Annotated in this window: 16 protein-coding genes and 2 pseudogenes; 10 read left to right on the top strand and 8 right to left on the bottom strand. The window is 62.9% G+C overall.

Features of this window, described 5'->3' with window-relative positions; all coding sequences use genetic code 11:
- Positions 1-13 precede the first annotated feature (13 nt).
- Positions 14-1,330 carry a M20 family metallopeptidase gene (locus CRO48_RS25725; protein WP_097142622.1) on the top strand — a complete coding sequence of 439 codons (1,317 nt, stop codon included), beginning with the start codon at positions 14-16 and terminating at the stop codon, positions 1,328-1,330.
- 82 nt (positions 1,331-1,412) lie between these two features.
- Here CRO48_RS25725 and CRO48_RS25720 read toward each other — a convergent pair whose 3' ends face one another.
- From CRO48_RS25720 to CRO48_RS25700, 5 genes are read right to left on the bottom strand one after another with little or no spacing between them, the layout of a single operon-like run.
- Positions 1,413-2,405 (bottom strand): branched-chain amino acid ABC transporter permease, encoded by a 993-nt coding sequence (locus tag CRO48_RS25720; protein ID WP_097142621.1) that lies wholly within the window; start codon positions 2,403-2,405, stop codon positions 1,413-1,415.
- Positions 2,402-3,277: a branched-chain amino acid ABC transporter permease gene (locus CRO48_RS25715; RefSeq protein ID WP_097142620.1), complete on the bottom strand. Its 876-nt coding sequence runs from the start codon at positions 3,275-3,277 to the stop codon at positions 2,402-2,404. Before CRO48_RS25715 ends, CRO48_RS25720 begins: the two co-directional genes overlap by 4 nt.
- Before the next feature lie 39 nt (positions 3,278-3,316).
- Positions 3,317-4,030 (bottom strand): ABC transporter ATP-binding protein, encoded by a 714-nt coding sequence (locus CRO48_RS25710; protein WP_097142619.1) that lies wholly within the window; start codon positions 4,028-4,030, stop codon positions 3,317-3,319.
- Positions 4,027-4,764 (bottom strand): ABC transporter ATP-binding protein, encoded by a 738-nt coding sequence (locus CRO48_RS25705; protein ID WP_097142618.1) that lies wholly within the window; start codon positions 4,762-4,764, stop codon positions 4,027-4,029. Before CRO48_RS25705 ends, CRO48_RS25710 begins: the two co-directional genes overlap by 4 nt.
- A 3-nt stretch (positions 4,765-4,767) precedes the next feature.
- Positions 4,768-6,024, bottom strand: a complete 1,257-nt coding sequence (locus CRO48_RS25700) for an ABC transporter substrate-binding protein (RefSeq protein WP_097142617.1) — start codon at positions 6,022-6,024, stop codon at positions 4,768-4,770.
- 162 nt (positions 6,025-6,186) lie between these two features.
- Between CRO48_RS25700 and CRO48_RS25695 the strand changes: the two genes are divergently transcribed.
- Positions 6,187-7,002 (top strand): alpha/beta fold hydrolase, encoded by an 816-nt coding sequence (locus tag CRO48_RS25695; RefSeq protein WP_097142668.1) that lies wholly within the window; start codon positions 6,187-6,189, stop codon positions 7,000-7,002.
- A 54-nt stretch (positions 7,003-7,056) separates the two neighbouring features.
- Here the strand turns inward: CRO48_RS25695 and CRO48_RS25690 are convergent, their stop codons facing one another.
- A complete protein-coding gene (locus CRO48_RS25690; RefSeq protein WP_245423670.1) occupies positions 7,057-7,779 on the bottom strand; it encodes a GntR family transcriptional regulator in 723 nt (240 codons plus the stop codon).
- A 246-nt stretch (positions 7,780-8,025) separates the two neighbouring features.
- Between CRO48_RS25690 and CRO48_RS25685 the strand changes: the two genes are divergently transcribed.
- The 6 genes from CRO48_RS25685 to CRO48_RS25660 all read left to right on the top strand — a co-directional run bounded on the left by CRO48_RS25685 (position 8,026) and on the right by CRO48_RS25660 (position 13,957).
- A complete protein-coding gene (locus tag CRO48_RS25685; RefSeq protein WP_097142615.1) occupies positions 8,026-9,114 on the top strand; it encodes an ABC transporter ATP-binding protein in 1,089 nt (362 codons plus the stop codon).
- Positions 9,115-9,159: 45 nt separating this feature from the next.
- On the top strand, positions 9,160-10,449 hold the full coding sequence (locus CRO48_RS25680; protein WP_097142614.1) for an ABC transporter substrate-binding protein: 1,290 nt from the start codon (positions 9,160-9,162) through the stop codon (positions 10,447-10,449).
- Between the two features lie 165 nt (positions 10,450-10,614).
- Positions 10,615-11,529, top strand: a complete 915-nt coding sequence (locus CRO48_RS25675) for an ABC transporter permease (RefSeq protein WP_407071957.1) — start codon at positions 10,615-10,617, stop codon at positions 11,527-11,529.
- 3 nt (positions 11,530-11,532) lie between these two features.
- Positions 11,533-12,351: an ABC transporter permease gene (locus tag CRO48_RS25670; RefSeq protein ID WP_097142613.1), complete on the top strand. Its 819-nt coding sequence runs from the start codon at positions 11,533-11,535 to the stop codon at positions 12,349-12,351.
- Between the two features lie 14 nt (positions 12,352-12,365).
- Positions 12,366-13,112: an aspartate/glutamate racemase family protein gene (locus CRO48_RS25665; protein ID WP_097142612.1), complete on the top strand. Its 747-nt coding sequence runs from the start codon at positions 12,366-12,368 to the stop codon at positions 13,110-13,112.
- Positions 13,109-13,957, top strand: a complete 849-nt coding sequence (locus CRO48_RS25660) for a GNAT family N-acetyltransferase (RefSeq protein WP_097142611.1) — start codon at positions 13,109-13,111, stop codon at positions 13,955-13,957. Before CRO48_RS25665 ends, CRO48_RS25660 begins: the two co-directional genes overlap by 4 nt.
- Positions 13,958-14,131: 174 nt before the next feature.
- Here CRO48_RS25660 and CRO48_RS25655 read toward each other — a convergent pair whose 3' ends face one another.
- Both CRO48_RS25655 and CRO48_RS33555 read right to left on the bottom strand, forming a co-directional pair.
- On the bottom strand, positions 14,132-14,812 hold the full coding sequence (locus tag CRO48_RS25655) for an FAD/NAD(P)-binding protein (RefSeq protein ID WP_097142610.1): 681 nt from the start codon (positions 14,810-14,812) through the stop codon (positions 14,132-14,134).
- Positions 14,813-14,826: 14 nt separating this feature from the next.
- Positions 14,827-15,006: pseudogene (locus CRO48_RS33555) on the bottom strand (hypothetical protein); the annotation flags it as partial.
- Positions 15,007-15,174: 168 nt separating this feature from the next.
- Between CRO48_RS33555 and CRO48_RS25650 the strand changes: the two are divergent.
- Together CRO48_RS25650 and CRO48_RS25645 are read left to right on the top strand one after the other, a co-directional pair.
- Positions 15,175-15,717, top strand: a complete 543-nt coding sequence (locus tag CRO48_RS25650; RefSeq protein ID WP_245423669.1) for a flavin reductase family protein — start codon at positions 15,175-15,177, stop codon at positions 15,715-15,717.
- Between the two features lie 9 nt (positions 15,718-15,726).
- Positions 15,727-16,215: pseudogene (locus tag CRO48_RS25645) on the top strand (glycine betaine ABC transporter substrate-binding protein); the annotation flags it as partial.
- Positions 16,216-16,270 lie beyond the last annotated feature (55 nt).

Below are 16,270 nucleotides of genomic sequence, written 5' to 3'. Positions count from 1 at the left end.
AAGGTCAAACTCCATGACAACACGTTCCCAGCTGGTTGAGACAGTAACCGCGCTGATCGAAAGAGACAGGGACTGGGTCGTCGATCTGACGCAGCGTCTTGTCCGCATCCCTTCCGTCAACCCGAAATTCAACCTCGATCCGGCGGTCAACCGCGAGGCGGACGTACAGAAGCTGATCGAGACGGAACTGAAGACTATGGGATTTTCGACCGAAAGCTGGGATGCTCTGCCCGGCCGCCCGAACGTCGTCGGCGATCTTGCCGGCAGCGAGGAAAAAAGCCTCATCCTGTGCGGTCACATCGACGTGGTGCCGATTGGCGATCCGGCCCGCTGGACCGTCGATCCGTTCGGCGGCGAGATCAAGAACGGCAGGCTCTATGGGCGCGGTGCCATCGACATGAAGGGTGGCGTGGCTGCTTGCCTTGCGGCTGCGTGGGCGATCCGGGCGGCCGGCATCGAACTGGACGGGCGGCTTTCGATCCATACTGTGGTCGACGAGGAAGCCGGTGGCTTCGGCGCGATGGATGCGGTCAAGCGCGGCAAGCTTGCAAAGGCCGTTCTTGTCGCGGAACCGACCTGGGGCGACGTGTTGCCGGCGGAAGGCGGTCTCGAATGGGCGCGCGTGACGATCCGTGGCCGCACGGCGCACTCGGCCTGGCGCTACAACGAGATCTATCCGCAGCGGCACGAAAGCGGGCGTCTGGAACCCGGTGTCAATGCGATCGAGCTTGCCACGCGCTTCATCGAGGCGTTGCGTCACTATGAGTCCGGCCGCACGCGTGCAGCGTCCCACCCGCTTCTGCCTGTGGGCATGAATACGATCAACGTCGGCGTCCTGCACGCGGGCGCGGGCCTTGGCGACAACGGCCTGCCGATCACCATGACGAACCCGGCCATCATCCCCGACGTTGCCGTGATCGACCTCGACATGAAGTTCCTGCCCTCGGAGAATTCTGCGGATTACCGGCGCGATTTCGAGAATTTCGTGCATCATTTCGCCCAGACGGACGCCTGGCTGCGCAGCAATCCGCCGAAGATTCAATGGGAACTCGGCGGGCTGCATTTCCCGCCGCTCAATACGCCGGTCGATCACCCACTCGTGCAATCGCTCGTGGCCAACAAGGCGGCTGTGGGGCGCAAGCCCGACATCAAGGGCTTCGTTGCCGTCTGCGATGCCGCGCACTATGCCGGTGCCGGCGTCGATGGCGTCATCTTCGGCCCCTCGGGCGACGGCTTCCATGGTGACGACGAATATGTCGATGTCGAATCCCTGGTCGAGACGACGAAGGTGATCGCCGCCAGCGTCATCGACTGGTGCGGCAGCAAGTAAGCGGTCCGATCCGCATTCCAGTGCCAAAGACCCGGGCTGTATCCCGCAGCCCGGGTCTTTCATCGAACGGGACCTTGCGTGATCAGCCTTCCCGGCGTCTGAGCCAGGAAGCGCGCGCCGAAGCCCATATCCCGGCAAGCCCGGAAGGATAGACAAGCATCACGACGATGATCAGGAGGGCCGTGATGATCGGCCGCCAGGCGCCGAAGTCGGCCATGACCTCGGCAAAGATCGTCAGCACGAAAGAGGCGCCGATCGCGCCGTATATGGTGCTCGTCCCGCCCAGCAGGACCATCGAAAGGATGATCGTCGCAAGGCTCATGCCGAACACGTCCACCGAGGCATTGCGCTGGTAGGCGGCATAGAACGCCCCGGCGACGCCGGTGAAGAATGCGCTTGCGGCAAGCGTAATGACCCTCTGGCGCACCAGCGAGATACCTCGGCTGACGGCATATTCCTCATTGTCGCGAAGCGCCACGATGCTGGCGCCGGTCTTCGAGCGGACCAGCAGGCGGAGAAACACCGTGCTGGCAAACAGGATCGCCAGTGCGATGTAGAAGTAGGCAAACTTCCCGTCGCGGATCATGTTGTGGCCGGCGAGATAGAGCGTCTGGATCCGCACCATGCCCTGCGTGCCGCCGGTATAATCGGACTGGCTCAGGATCAGTTGCATGACGAGCTGGGCGAAGCCGAAGGTCACGAGAATGATGTAGATGCCCTTCAGTCGCAGAATCGGGATCGTCACCACGATTGCGGCAATCGTGGAGACCGCGCCGCTCAATGCCATGGCGAGCCACGGATCGATGCCGGCAAGTTTGGTCATCAGGCCGTAGGCGTACACGCCGATGCCGAAAAGCGCCAGATGGCCGAAATTGAACACGCCGCCATAGCCAAGGCTCAGGTCCCAGTTCGACGCCACCACCGCATAGATGAACGCCATGATCAGGATGTGGCGGCTGTAGCTGTCGGTGACAATGAAGGGCGTCAGCGCCAGCACGGCAAATGCCGTAACGACGAGGGCCGCCTCGTTCTTCCAGCTTACGCGGCCTGGTGTTGCGCGCAGGTCGGCCTTCATGCGAGTCCCCTCGTCTTTGCGCCGAACAGGCCCTCGGGCTTGATCATCAGCATGAGAATGAGAACCGCGAACAGCAGCGCCGGCGTCCAATAGAGGCCGAAATAGTAGCTGCAGATCGCTTCGAAGAAGCCGATCAGATAGGCCGCGAAGATCGGGCCGGAAATGCTCGACAATCCGCCGAAGACCACCACGATCAGCGCCTTCAGCAGCGGATCGGCCCCCATCACCGGGGACATGAAGCGATAGCCGCCCATGAAAATGCCGGCAAGAGCGGCCAAGGCTGCGGCGATGGCAAAGGCGAGGCCGTAAAGCGCCGTCACGTTCAGGCCGACCAGCAGGCTGGCATCCTCGTTCTGCGCGACCGCGCGAAGCGCAAGCCCTAGCCGCGTGCGGTTGAGGAACAGCCAGAGCGCGCCGAGGATCACCGGCGTAATGAGGATGATGGCGATCTGATGCATTGAAACGCCGACGCCGAGGATCTGCGTATTGCCTTCGATCAGAGTCGGCAGCTGCTTCGAGCGCGGTCCCCATATCTCAAGGACGCCGTTCTCGACGAGCGACGCTGCGGCGAGCGTGGTGATCACGACTACGAGCACGATGTTGGGACGGCCGATCAGCGGCCGCACGACACTGGCCTGAAGCAGCCAGCCGACCCCCGCCATAATCAGCATGGTTGCCGGCAGCACGATGAAAAGGGGTATGGACCAGGCGCTCAGCTGCCAGGCCACGTAGGCGCCCAGCATCATCATCACCCCGTGGCTGAAGTTGAAGACGCCGATCGTCGTCCAGATAAGCGCCAGCCCGACTGCCATCATGGCAAACAGCGAACCCTGAAACAGGCCGCCAAACAGGATCTGCAAGGCTGCATCCACTATGCCTGTCCTCCGAAGGGGTGAAAATCGAACATCGTACTACTGGCCAAAATAGAGCGCCATGATATCGGCATGGCCCATGGTCTGGCCCGGCTTGATCTCGGCGGCCACCTGCCCGTGGTTGACGAGGTAGAGGTGCTGGCTGAGTTCGAGCAGGAACTCGACGTCCTGCTCCACCACGACAAGCGGTATGCCGCCGGCCGAGATGTCGAGCACGGCGCGGCAGAGCTCTTCCTTGACCTTCGGTGCAAGGCCGAGCGTCGGCTCGTCGAGGATCAGCATGGCCGGGTTGCTCATCAGCGCAGTGCCGATCGACACCATCTGCCGCTCGCCGCCGGAAAGCGTGCGAACCTTCTGGTTCCAGCGTTCGCCGAGCTTCGGGAATATCTTCAGCGCCCGTTCCCGGTTCGCCTCCTCCTGCGCCCTGGCGCGTGGCGTATAGGCGCCGAGTGCCAGGCATTCGCCGATGGTCAGATCGGGAAACAGCCGGTTGCCCTGGGAGGAGTGAACCAGGCCCAGCCCGACGATCGAGCGCGGCGTCTGGTTGGCGATGTCGGCGCCGCCGAAACGGATCGAGCCTGAACGCGCCTTCACCAGGCCGGAGATCGCCCTGAGAAGCGTCGTCTTGCCATGGCCGTTCGGCCCGAACAGGCCGACATTGCCGTGCGCGCCGATCGTCATGGTCAGATCGTGAAGCACATCGATGCGGCCGTAACCGGCGGTCAGATTGGTGATTTCCAGAAGTCCGCTCATACCGCAGCCTTCCGCGTGCCGAGATAGGCCTCGATGACGCGCGCATCGGCGATCACGTCCTTTGGATTGCCGATGGTGAGGACCTCTCCCTGGTTGAGCACGAGAAGGTGCTGTGAAAGGCTCATTAGGAAAGTTAGCACGTGTTCGATCAGCACGATCGTCACCCCGAGGTCCGCGATCCTGCGGATCAGGCCGATCGACGTCTCGATTTCCGGCCTGGTGAGGCCGGACGCGGGCTCGTCGAGGAGAAGCATCTTCGGCTGCATCGCGACTGCGGTTGCAAGCATCAGGCACTTTCGGTCGAACACCGACAGTTCCTCGGCCAGTCGCCCATGGCGCGATCTCGGCAAGCCGACGATGTCCAGCGCCTCGAGAGCGCCGGCGCGCTCCTCTTCCGGCGATCGATTGGGCTTTCCGTATGCACCGGAGACCAGGACGTTTTCGAACACGGTCAGCTTGTCGAAGCTCGTCTCGCGCTGAAATGTCCGTGCCAGGCCGAGCCATGCGATCTTATGGCCGGCCTTGCGCTGAATTTCGACACCGTCGAAGACGATGCGGCCGCTGTCCGGGCCGAACGGAATTCCGGTGATCACGTTGAACAGCGTACTCTTGCCCGATCCGTTCGGTCCGGCAATCCCGAAGATCTCGCCGGGTTCGACCTTAAAGGAGACCTTGTCCAAGGCCTTCAGCGAACCGAAGGCCTTGCTGACGCTTTCCACTTCAAGCAGCGGCATGCTTCACTTCATCCAGGGCTGCTGCTTGTATTCACCGCTCGCATAGGCCGCGGGCGAGATCAACGTGCGTTGGCCATCCCAGATCTGGAAGAAGGTGATCGGAATGTAGTCGTCGCCCTGCATGGCAAGGTGGGTGGTGGGATCGAACTTCAGCCGGCCGGCAACCACCTGCTTGTCGGTCTCGCCGATCGCCTTCATGATCGCCTCGTGGTCGCTGGCATCGCCGACCTTCTTCAGCGCGTCATGGTAGACGTTGACGATCTCGTAGAGCGCCAGCCCATAGGTGCCGCTTTCCACGCCATATTTGTCCTTGAACTTCTTTGCGACCTCGTCGGCGCGCGGGTTCTTCGGCGAAAAGAGCGGGCCACCGAGCAGGTTGTAGACGACGCCGTTGGAGTTGGATTTGGTCAGCTCGACGAACTCTGGCACGCTCGGCGCATACTGCAGGAAGACGAGGCTGTTGGTCGGCTGTTCCAGGAACTGGTTCAGGAACGAGGCGGAATTGCCCGAGAGGTAGTCGGTATTGATTACCACGTCCGGCGGGTTTTCACGCACCTTGGCAAGAATCGGACGCCAGTCGGTGACTTCGCCGAAGGGGACCATTTCGTCGACGGTGAGCGTCCAGCCTTTCTCGCTGAAGGTCTTCTTCATGCCCTCGGAAATCGTCTTCGAGTAGGCATTGTCGGACGAGATGATCGCCACCTTCTTGTCGGACAGCTTCAGCTTGCCGTCGGCGGCGAGCTTCTCGACGAAATACGTGACATCGGTGTTGTAGGCGTCGAAAGACGGCGTCCAGGACCAGCAGCAGTTATACTTGTCCGGATCCGGCGCGATGATGTCGCGCGTCTGCGCCGAGGTTGCGGCGAGCACATAGGGCATCTCCGCTTCGGCCATGGTGTCGATTTCGAAATTGGTCAGGCTCGCATAGCCGGTCAGCATGAAATGGACGTCCGGATCGCCGAGCAGGCGCTCGACGGCGCTGGTCACGTTGCCGGCCGACTGGTCCTTCACGTCGCCGACAACGAGTTCGAAGGTGTCGCCGTTGAATCCGCCGGCGGCGTTCAGCTCGTCGACGGCCATCTGGGCGCCCCGCTGGTACTCCTGGCCGTCCGCGCTGGCGGGTCCGGTCAGCGGTGCCAGAAGACCGATCTTGATTGTGGCTGCGGACGCGATGTTCGCTGCGGCGGCACTCAGCAAGACGGCTGCTGCAACGCAGGAGGCGAGCTTACTGACATGCGCGGCAATGGTGCGATTCTTCATGTACGGACCCCTGTTATGGCCACCGTGGGTGGCGATGTATTTTTTTCAATATAGGCATAATCAATTTCGATTGAAAAGATAATTTCATTGACGTGTTAAAGATTTCGCTTAATTTCTGAGCATGCCTACCAATTGGACAACGTCCGCTTTCCGGAGATTTTCATGAGCGTGCGAACATCAGTGCTCGAGACGAGCCATGCGAAAATTGCGGTCCGCGAGAGCGGCGGCAAAGGTACGCCGATCCTGTTCGTCCACGGGAATTCGAGTTCGGGCGCCGTCTTCCGCAATCAGTTCGAAAGCGAGATCGGCACCACCTACCGCATGATCTCGTTCGACCTTCCCGGACATGGCGACTCATCCGATGCCGTCGATCCGGACCGCAGCTATTCGATGGAAGGCTACGCCGACTGCATGGTCGAGGCGCTTGGCCTTCTCGGCATCGAGCATGCCGTCGTCTTCGGCTGGTCGCTTGGCGGCCATATCGGGCTGGAGATGATCAAGCGGTATCCCGGCATGCTGGGTCTGATGATCACGGGCACCCCGCCGGTGGCACCCGAAGAAGTTTCGCTGGGCTTCCGTACCAGCCCGCACATGGGGCTTGCCGGAAAGCAGGACTTCACAGAGGAAGACGTCGGGCACTATGCGCACGCGACCTGCGGCGAGCCCTTCGAACCGTTCCTGCTGGATACGGTGCGGCGAACCGATGGCCGTGCGCGGCGACTGATGTTCGAGAAATTCTCCGCCGGCACCGGCGACAACCAGCGTGAGATTGTCGCCGGGCCGACGCCGCCGATCGCAGTCGTAAACGGGATCGATGAGCCGTTCGTCGAGGTGGATTTCGTTGCCAACGTCAGGTTCGGCAACCTGTGGCAAGGCAAAACGCACACCATCGCCAATTCGGGCCATGCGCCCTTCTGGGACAAGCCGGCGGAATTCGACGAATACCTGCTTCGCTTCATCCGCGACGTCGCCGCCTGACGGGCTGGAGGTAACGATCCGAAACTTCAGGCCGCCGCGGGTCGGGGATGCCGACTAAAGCGAAAGCGCGTCGCGAAGGGTCAGGCTGGAGCTGGCACGAAGGTCGAGGTCGGCCTCGATGTGGTCGATATGGCGCAGCATGAGCGCCTGCGCGCGTGCAACGTCTCTCGCCTCGACCGCGTCGAGCAGATCGGCGTGGTCGTTGTGCCCGCAGCTTGACGCGCCCGAGCGGCCGTAGAGTGCAATGACCAGCGACGAGCGGGCGACCAGTTCGTCCATGAACTTCTGCAAGATCGCGTTACCGGCGACCGCGGCAAGCATCAGGTGGAAGTCGCCCGACGCCTTGATCTCCGCGCGCCTTGCCTGCGCACCCCGCTCATGCTTGTGGCGCGTTTCTTCCTCCAGATGACGGCGGAAGGCCGCAATGTCCTTCGCGGTGGCCCGCTCGATCGCCGCTGCAATCACGCCGGGCTCGATCAGGCGTCGGGACGCGAAGACCTGGAGTGCCTCCTCGGGGGTTGGATCCGAAACGAAGGCGCCGCGGTTGCGCTCGACCCGTACCAGTCCCTCGAACGCCAGCATCTGCAGGGCGGCGCGCACCACCGTGCGGCTCACATCGAAGAGTGTGCCAACCTCCGCTTCGGACAGCTTTGTGCCGGGGGCAAGCCTGCGGTCGACGATCGCGTCACGCAGCGAGTCGCGGATGGCCTGCGCCCGATCCTCCTGGCTTGGATCGGAAGGGAGCGGCGGTTCGGCGATCTTCATGGTCCTTGGCATGACCTATCTCTACCCTGCGGCGCCCTGTGAGGGAATATAGGGCTGCAACAAATTCCCAATTGTTTTGCACTCAATATTGCCGCCAGATTGAGCGCAAAATGCTCTTTTTTGTGCATGCATTGCTGCGTTGCAGCGCAAACGACAGGCAGTCGAAATTAAACTTCCGCGATTTCAATGCCTTGGCATTTCCTCATGTGAACTGGCACGGCGCCTGCATCGTCCCTGGCGGAAACCAGGAGATGCCGCATGACCAAAGCAGCAGAAATCGACATCGCTTCCGTCTCCAAAGTCTACGGCCAATCCACGGCCGTGCACGCGATCAGCCTGAAAATTCCGGCCGGAACCTACTGCTGCCTGCTCGGACCGTCCGGTTGCGGCAAGACCTCCACGCTTCGCATGATCGCCGGCCATGAGAGCATCACCAGTGGCGACATCCGCCTTGGCAACGCGGTCGTGACCGACCTGCCGCCGGCCCGGCGCGGCACGGCCATGATGTTTCAGTCCTACGCGCTCTTTCCCCATCTCGACCTCGTTGACAACGTTGCCTTCAGCCTGAAGATGAAGGGCGTGGAGAAGGACGAGCGGCGGCAGAAGGCGCTCGACATGCTGCGGCTCATGCAACTTGAGGCCTATGCGACGCGGCGCCCGGCCCAGCTCTCCGGCGGCCAGCAGCAGCGCGTGGCGCTTGCCCGTGCGCTGATCACCGATCCGGAAGCGTTGCTTCTGGACGAGCCGCTTTCCGCGCTGGACCCGTTCCTGAAGATTCGCATGCGCGCCGAGTTGAAGCGCCTGCAGACCTCCCTCGGCATTACCTTCGTCCACGTCACCCACAGCCAGGAAGAGGCGATGGCACTGGCCGACCTGATCGTTGTGATGAACGACGGGCGGATCGAACAGGCTGCGGCACCCCGCACGGTTTTCGAGCGGCCGGCGACTGCCTTCGTTGCCCGCTTCATGGGCGATCACAACGTGATTTCCGGCCGTGCTGTCGCAAGCGGGAACGGTGTCGTCACGCTGGAAGTGGCCAATGGCGGCCAGTTCAAGGCGATGGGGGATGTGGCGGAGATCGGCAGGCCCGTCGATATCGCGATCCGGACCGATCACGTCCGCATCGGCCAGCCGGACCAGGGCGGTCTCGGCTTCAACGGGATCGTTTCCAACATCGAATACCGCGGTTCGACCGTGAAGCTGACCCTCGACGGTGCGGGCGTCGAGGATTTCACCGCGATCCTCGACGACGCAGCCTTCTTCCAGCAGACGATACGGGTGGGCGACGCCGTGCCGCTCTCCTGGGGCGGGACGGATGCCATCGTGCTCGGACGTGTCGCGCCATAAGGCCGACCAGACAACGACAACAACCACAACGAAGGAGAACAGCCAATGACAGAGAATGCATCGAACAAGGCCGGCATCAGCCGCCGGTCGCTTCTGAAGACCGGTGCCGCAGCCGCCGGCCTTGCCGCGGGCTCGGGCGCCATCACCGGCTTCCCGACCATTTGGGCGCAGAACCCGATCACCTTGCGCCAGTTCGGTACCGGCGTCTCCAACATCAATGCCATCGCCGAGAAGTGCAAGGAAGACCTGGGCATCACGCTCGAGATGACGGCGACGGACTCCGATGCCGCTGCCCAGCGCGCCGTCACGCAACCCAATTCCTACGACATCGCCGACATCGAATACTGGATCCTCAAGAAGGTCTATCCGACCGGCGTTATCCAGCCGATGGAAACCGCCAAGCTGAAGTACTACGACAAGGTCGTTCCGCTCTTCAAAACCGGCAAGCTGACGCCCGACAGCGTCATCGCCCAGGGCACGGCGCCGCACACCGTTGGCTATGTCAAGAGCAAGGATGCCAAGACCTTCGCTTCCGGCGAGACCGGCTTCTTCACCATGATGCCGACGATCTACAACGCCGACACGCTCGGCATTCGTCCAGACCTCGTCGGCCGCGAGATCACTACCTGGGCCGACATCATGGACCCGGCGTTCAAGGGCAAAACCTCGATCCTCAACATTCCCTCGATCGGCATCATGGACGCGGCGATGATCATGGAGGCGATGGGCAAGATCAAATATGCCGACAAGGGCAACATGACGAAGGAAGAGATCGACGCGACGATCGATTTCCTGATCCAGGCCAAGCAGGACGGCCAGTTCCGCGCCTTCTGGAAGTCGTTCGACGAGAGCGTCAACCTGATGGCTTCGGGCGAAGTCGTTATCCAGTCCATGTGGTCGCCGGCAGTGGCCGCCGTGCGTTCCAAGGGCATCGCCTGCAAGTATCAGCCGCTGAAGGAAGGCTATCGCTCCTGGGGCGGCGGTCTCGGCCTCGCTTCGCATCTGACGGGTGCACAGCTCGATGCGGCCTACGAGTACATCAACTGGTACACCTCCGGCTGGGTCGGCGGCTATCTCAACCGGCAGGGCTACTACTCGGCCTGCATGGACACGGCGAAGGAGTTCATGTCGGCGGACGAGTGGGGTTACTGGATCGAGGGCAAGCCGGCCCAGGGCGACATCCTCTCGCCGGAAGGCAAGGTCATGGAGAAGGCAGGCGCCGTCCGCGACGGCGGCTCGTTCGAAGAGCGCATGGGCAAGGTCGCCTGCTGGAATTCGGTCATGGACGAGGATCGCTACATGCTCAAGCGCTGGAACGAGTTCATCGCTGCCTGATGTAAGCGTCCTCTTCTCCCCTCGGGGAGAAGTGCCGAGCGCATGTGAGGCGATGAGGGGGCTCTGCGGCTCCCTCATCCGGCCCTTCGGGCCACCTTCTCCCCGGCGGGGGAACGAACAGTGCGCCCTCGGCGCCCTGCCTGCAAATTGACGAAGGAGCAAGCCGTGGCCACGATCGCAGACGCAACCACAAGGGTCGCCACCAAGGCCCGAACCCGCAAGCCTGGCAGCCGGATCGGAGAATTCGCCGCCTACCTGCAGGCGCTGCCGCTTCTTGTCATTCTCGGCGGCTTCCTGCTGCTGCCGCTTCTGATGATCGCAGTCGTCAGCTTCTGGGACTATGACTTCGCCGCGATGTATCCGGATTTCGTCACCTTCAACTACACCGAGACCCTCGGCTCCTGGGTGACCTGGAAAACCTATCTCAATACGCTCAAATTCGCTGTCATCGTCTGGATGATCACACTTTTCGTCGGCTTCTGGGTCGCTTACTTCCTGGCTTTCCACGTCCGCACGTCGGCCATGCAGACGGTCCTGTTTCTTGTCTGCACGGTGCCCTTCCTCACCTCGAACATCATCCGCATGATCTCGTGGATCCCGGTGCTCGGTCGCAACGGGCTGGTCAACTCGGCGCTTGTGGACACGGGTCTCGTCGCCGCTCCGGTGGAATGGCTGCTTTACTCTGATTTTGCCGTCGTGCTCGCCATGGTGCATCTCTACACGCTTTTCATGGTGACGCCGATCTTCAACACCCTGATGCGCATCGATCGCTCGCTGGTGGAAGCGGCGCGCGACGCGGGCGCCTCGAACTTGCAGGTGCTGACCAACGTCATCCTTCCGCTTGCAAAGCCCGGCATGGCGATCGGCACGATCTTCGTCGTGACGCTGGTGATGGCAGACTTCTCGACGGTGCAGGTCATGTCCGGCGGCCAGAGCGCCTCCGTCGCGCTGATGATGAAGAACCAGATGTCGCTGCTGCAATATCCGGCCGCCGCCGCAAATGCCGTGATCCTGCTGGTCCTCGTCCTCATGATGGTGGCGGGAATCCTGCGCATCGTCGATATCCGCAAGGAGCTCTGAGCCATGCATCGCGAACCCCGCAGCCGCGAATTCTATGTTCTGGCGCTTTTCTTCGCGCTCTTCGTCGTCTTTCTCTACGGTCCGCTCTCGGCGATCGTCATCCTGTCCTTCCAGGGACCGGACGGTGGCCTGACCTTCCCGCTGAACGGCGTGTCACTGCACTGGTTCGGCAATCTTCTGGAGAAGCAGGCGGTCGGCGATTTCGGCGGCAGCTTCCGCCGTTCGCTCGTGCTCGGGCTGATGGTGATGGCGGTCACCGTTGTGGTTTCGCTGCTGGCCGGTCTGGCCTTCCGCCGCAAGTTCCTTGGCGCGACGCCGCTCTTCTACCTTTCTGTCGCGAGCCTCGTCGTGCCGTCGATCATCATTTCGCTCGGCATCGGCGTGCTGTTCCAGCAGTTCGGCCTGCAGCCGGCCTGGTACAGCTCGGCCTTCGGGGCCCATCTCACCTGGACCCTGCCCTTCGGCGTGCTGATCATGTTCGCCGTCTTCAACCGCTTCTCTCCTTCATACGAGGAGGCGGCCCGCGACCTCGGCGCCAGCTCCTGGCAGACCTTCCGGCACGTCGTCCTGCCGATGATCGCGCCGAGCCTGGTCGGTGTCGGCCTGTTCGGCTTCTCGCTGTCCTACGACGAATTCGCGCGCACCCTGATGACGTCGGGGACCTACAACACGCTGCCGCTGGAGATCTACGGCATGACGACCAACGTCACCACGCCGGTGCTCTATGCGCTCGGAACCGTCACCACCCTGTTCTCCTTCCTCGTCATCGGCGGCACGGTCGGCACCATCCTCTACCTCAACCGGCGCAGGGCGCGGGCCTAGGGAACTCTGCAATCATGCGCATCGCCGTCATCAATCCCAACACCACGCAGTCCATGACCGCGACCATCGCCGATGCGGCTTCGCGCGTGGCGAACCCGCTGACCGCGATCGTTCCCATAACTTCGGCATCGGGGCCTGCCTCGATCGAGGGCTACTATGACGAGGCGCTGGCCGTGCCGGGGCTGCTCGTCGAACTGGCCAAGGCCGAACGCGCCGGGGCCGACGCCGCCATTATTGCCTGCTTCGACGATACGGGGCTCGATGCGTGCCGGGCGCTCGCCGAAATCCCCGTGCTCGGCATCTGCGAGGCCGCGATCGCGGCGACCTCATTCATCGCGCGGCACTTCACCATCGTCACGACGATGGAGCGCTCGCGCGTTCCGATCGAGGATCTGGTTCATCGCTATGGCATGGGCGGCCGCTGCAAGGTGCGCGCCGCAGACATCCTTGTCCTGTCGCTGGAGGATCCCCGCTCGAATGCGCGCGACCGCCTGCGCCGCGAGATCGGCGCCGCCCTACGTGACGATCGTGCGGAGGCGATCGTGCTCGGCTGCGCCGGCATGGCCGATCTCGCAAATTCCCTTCGCGCCGAGTTCGGCGTTCCGGTTGTCGATGGCGTCGCCGCAGCGGTCAAGCAGGCGGAAGCACTGGTGGCGCTGGGCTTGCGCACGTCCAAGCGCGGCCCCTATGCATCCCCGCTCCCGAAAACCTATAGCGGCGCCCTTGAATCATTCGCGCCACAGGTCATCCTGTCGGCATGAGCACGACGAAGCCCGCAATACGGACGCTTAAGCCGGCTGAGGTGGGGGAACTTCTGGACTGGGCTGCGGCCGAAGGCTGGAACCCGGGGCTGGACGACGCGGCGGCCTTTCAGGCGGCTGATCCGGCAGGCTTCATCGGCGCTTTCGTCGAAGAACGGATGGTGGCTGGCATCTCCGCCATCGCCTACGGCCCCGCTTTCGGGTTCATCGGCCTCTATATCTGCCGGGCGGATGTGCGCGGCAAGGGCTATGGCAAAGCGGTGTGGGACGCCGGAATGGCATATCTTGCCGGCCGCACGGTCGGCCTGGATGGCGTTCCGCAGCAGCAGCAGAACTATGCCGGGATGGGTTTCCGGCCTCTCTACGAAACCTACCGCTGGTCGGGCCGCCCTGCCCCGCCGGCGGCTGGCCGGAGCGGCACCATCCTCGCAGCGGCGCCTGACCTTCTCGCCTCGCTCCACGCCTTCGACCGGCGCTTCTTTCCCGCGGAGCGTCATGCCTTTCTCTCGAAATGGCTCGCGCCGCCACGAACCGCACACGTTCTCCTTCGGGATGGAGACGTCTGCGGCTACGGCGTCGCCAGGCGCTGCCGGGAAGGCTACAAGATCGGACCGCTTTTTGCCGTCGATGCGATCGGAGCGGCGGAATTGCTCGCGTCCCTCGCGCAGGCGTGCGGACCGGGCCTCATTCACCTTGACGTGCCGGAGACAAGCCTATCTTTCGTGGCGGTTCTGGACCGGGCGGGGATGCAGAAGAGTTTCGTCACGGCCCGCATGTACCGGGGAGCCGCGCCGGCGATAGCGCTCGAAGGGGTCTTTGCGGTCACCACGCTGGAACTGGGCTGATCCGGGCTGCGGCAGCGTTAGACCGGTGGCCGCAGTGTCCCCGCAGGAGAGCGGCGACGCGCACCGTCTTTTCCCCTTAAGCCGTAGGCGGCGATGCAGGAGCGTGACCTCTTCGTGGTCGGAAGGGCCAGTGCTGTCCAGACAAGGTTGAGGAGACGTGTCGGCGAACCGGCCTCACCCGACCTGTCGGCGAGCCGCCATGGAGGGGCTTTCGGAGAGCCGGAGGTCGCGGGCAATGCGTTCTGCGACGAAGATCGCGTGCTCGGTCACCTGGGGCAGCCCCATCAGTTCACCGAACCTGCCTCGCGCCAGCGGTCCAGCGATATAGAGCGACCGTGAGGACACGCCGTCCGCGCCGATCGGATGGCTGTCCTCGTCCACTGCGATACCGAGGCCGACGCTATCGGCATGCAGTATTCCTGCGTCGGCAAGGCCCGCGAGGAACGGCTGGCTTGCGAGGATGGATTTGTTCCCGGGTCCCGTGGTCACGATCAGCGCATCATAGCGCGCTTCGATTTCTTGCTTTGCGTGGCGGGGGCGCAGGACGACGACGATTTCATCGTTCTCTTCTCGCCGGACTGCGGCAATGGAGGCCGCCTTGACGGTCAGGTTGCCTGCGTCAAGCCGGCGCCGGATGACGTCCTCCAGCTGTGGCGCGATCCGGAAGCGGTGAACGTCCCAATAGGGTCTCAGGAACCGGACGAGGCGACGGCGTTCGGCGTCCGGCAGCGCGCGCCATATGTCCCCGCCCTGCACCCGCAGCCGATCGAAAACGGCATGCCAGGTAACCCCATGTTCCGCGGCTTCCCTGACCGTTTGCCGCACGACCCGCAGCAGTGCCCGGGCCGAACGCACGGGCGCTGCCGCTCGTAGACGATGATCCTCACAGGATCTGCACCCATCGCGGCGAGGTGGTAGGCGGTGGCAGCGCCTGAAAAGCCGCCGCCGATGATTGCGACGACAGGCCGTTCGGATATTGCAGTTACGACTGGGATGCCTCCGTTGCGGGGGAGCCTGTCTCCAGTGATTTTATCCGTTGCGGCCGCCATGCTTGCATGCTCCTGGTCCGATCTCAAAAAGGCAGCCACCGGATGATCAGCCGGCGGCCAAGCAAAGCATAAAATACATAAATTTAGTTGATAATAAAAATCCAGGCTTCCATTCTCCGTTCAAATGCTGCCTTTAGCGAAGGCTCGACGACGGAGACGGAAATGAACATGGCCAATCTGACAAACATCGGCTTCAACGACGACCACGGCACGCGCGCGATCGTCGATCCGGCTCTGTTGAAGACGGCCATGCGTTCGGTTGCCGGCGCTGTCTCCGTGATCACGGCCGGTGTCGGCCCTGATCGCACGGGCGCGACGGTGACGTCCGCCACCGCGCTGTCCGTCGAACCGCCGACGATGATCGTCAACATCAACCGCGCGTCTTCCAGCTTTCCCGTCATCAGCCGCCACGGCCACTTCTGCGTCAACATTCTGGCGGGAGAACATCACGACATTGCCAACCGCTTCGCCGGAGTTGGCGGGGTCAAGGGCGAAGCGCGCTATGACGGTGCCGCCTGGACGACGCGTCTCAGCGGCGCGCCGGTCCTGGTCGGCGCAGTGGCGGCCATCGACTGCGAAGTCGAGGAAATCATCGAGCGGCACAGCCACGGCATCATCATCGGCCGCGTCCTGGATGTGACGATCGGCGACGGACAGTCGCTTGTCTATCACAACGGCCGATATGGCGGATTTTCGCCGCTGGCAGGCTGATCTGCGGCAGGCGATATCGACGGCGCATACATCTGGGATCCGGTCCTTGCCGAGTTGAAGAAGTCGGGCAAGGTGCTGGCGACCTCGGCGGACGTTGCCGGGTGGGGCGGGCCGACGTTCGACGCCTGGATAGTCAGCAAGAAGTTCGCCGAAGAGCATCCCGATGTCGTCACTGCCTTCGTGAAGGTAACGGGTGATGCAACTGCGACCTATCGCGCCGACCCGGACGTCTGGAACGCCACGTCGCCGGAGGCCGAAAAGATCGCGCGGCTTACCGGCGCCAAGCAGGAGGAAGTTCCAGCGCTTCTGAAGGGCTACATGTTCCCCACGCTCGAGGAACAGGCGGGCGAAGCGCTGCTCGGCGGTGGCACCGTGAAGGCGGTCGCCGACACGTCCGCCTTCCTTTTGGAGCAGGGCAAGATTCCGTCCGCCCTGTCCGACTATCGCCCATACGTTTCCACGCAGTGGGTGACGGATGCGAGCAAGCTCGCCTACTGAGCCCCAGCAACCTTGGCGGCCAGCGGTCGATGGTCCACCCGCACTTTCGACCGCT

The sequence above is a fragment of the Rhizobium subbaraonis genome (genome assembly GCF_900220975.1).
In the GTDB taxonomy this organism is placed as follows: Bacteria; Pseudomonadota; Alphaproteobacteria; order Rhizobiales; family Rhizobiaceae; genus Mycoplana; species Mycoplana subbaraonis.
This window is presented reverse-complemented; position numbering and strand designations above follow the sequence as displayed.

What these genes read in the sequence shown, in the direction of transcription:
- CRO48_RS25690 (WP_245423670.1), bottom strand. Translation starts at nt 7,779, where the DNA reads ATGCCAAGGACCATGAAGATCGCCGAACCGCCGCTCCCTTCCGATCCA.
- CRO48_RS25650 (WP_245423669.1), top strand. Translation starts at nt 15,175, where the DNA reads ATGGCCAATCTGACAAACATCGGCTTCAACGACGACCACGGCACGCGC.
- CRO48_RS25705 (WP_097142618.1), bottom strand. Translation starts at nt 4,764, where the DNA reads ATGCCGCTGCTTGAAGTGGAAAGCGTCAGCAAGGCCTTCGGTTCGCTG.
- CRO48_RS25725 (WP_097142622.1), top strand. Translation starts at nt 14, where the DNA reads ATGACAACACGTTCCCAGCTGGTTGAGACAGTAACCGCGCTGATCGAA.
- CRO48_RS25710 (WP_097142619.1), bottom strand. Translation starts at nt 4,030, where the DNA reads ATGAGCGGACTTCTGGAAATCACCAATCTGACCGCCGGTTACGGCCGC.
- CRO48_RS25685 (WP_097142615.1), top strand. Translation starts at nt 8,026, where the DNA reads ATGACCAAAGCAGCAGAAATCGACATCGCTTCCGTCTCCAAAGTCTAC.
- CRO48_RS25670 (WP_097142613.1), top strand. Translation starts at nt 11,533, where the DNA reads ATGCATCGCGAACCCCGCAGCCGCGAATTCTATGTTCTGGCGCTTTTC.
- CRO48_RS25660 (WP_097142611.1), top strand. Translation starts at nt 13,109, where the DNA reads ATGAGCACGACGAAGCCCGCAATACGGACGCTTAAGCCGGCTGAGGTG.
- CRO48_RS25665 (WP_097142612.1), top strand. Translation starts at nt 12,366, where the DNA reads ATGCGCATCGCCGTCATCAATCCCAACACCACGCAGTCCATGACCGCG.
- CRO48_RS25700 (WP_097142617.1), bottom strand. Translation starts at nt 6,024, where the DNA reads ATGAAGAATCGCACCATTGCCGCGCATGTCAGTAAGCTCGCCTCCTGC.
- CRO48_RS25695 (WP_097142668.1), top strand. Translation starts at nt 6,187, where the DNA reads ATGAGCGTGCGAACATCAGTGCTCGAGACGAGCCATGCGAAAATTGCG.
- CRO48_RS25720 (WP_097142621.1), bottom strand. Translation starts at nt 2,405, where the DNA reads ATGAAGGCCGACCTGCGCGCAACACCAGGCCGCGTAAGCTGGAAGAAC.
- CRO48_RS25680 (WP_097142614.1), top strand. Translation starts at nt 9,160, where the DNA reads ATGACAGAGAATGCATCGAACAAGGCCGGCATCAGCCGCCGGTCGCTT.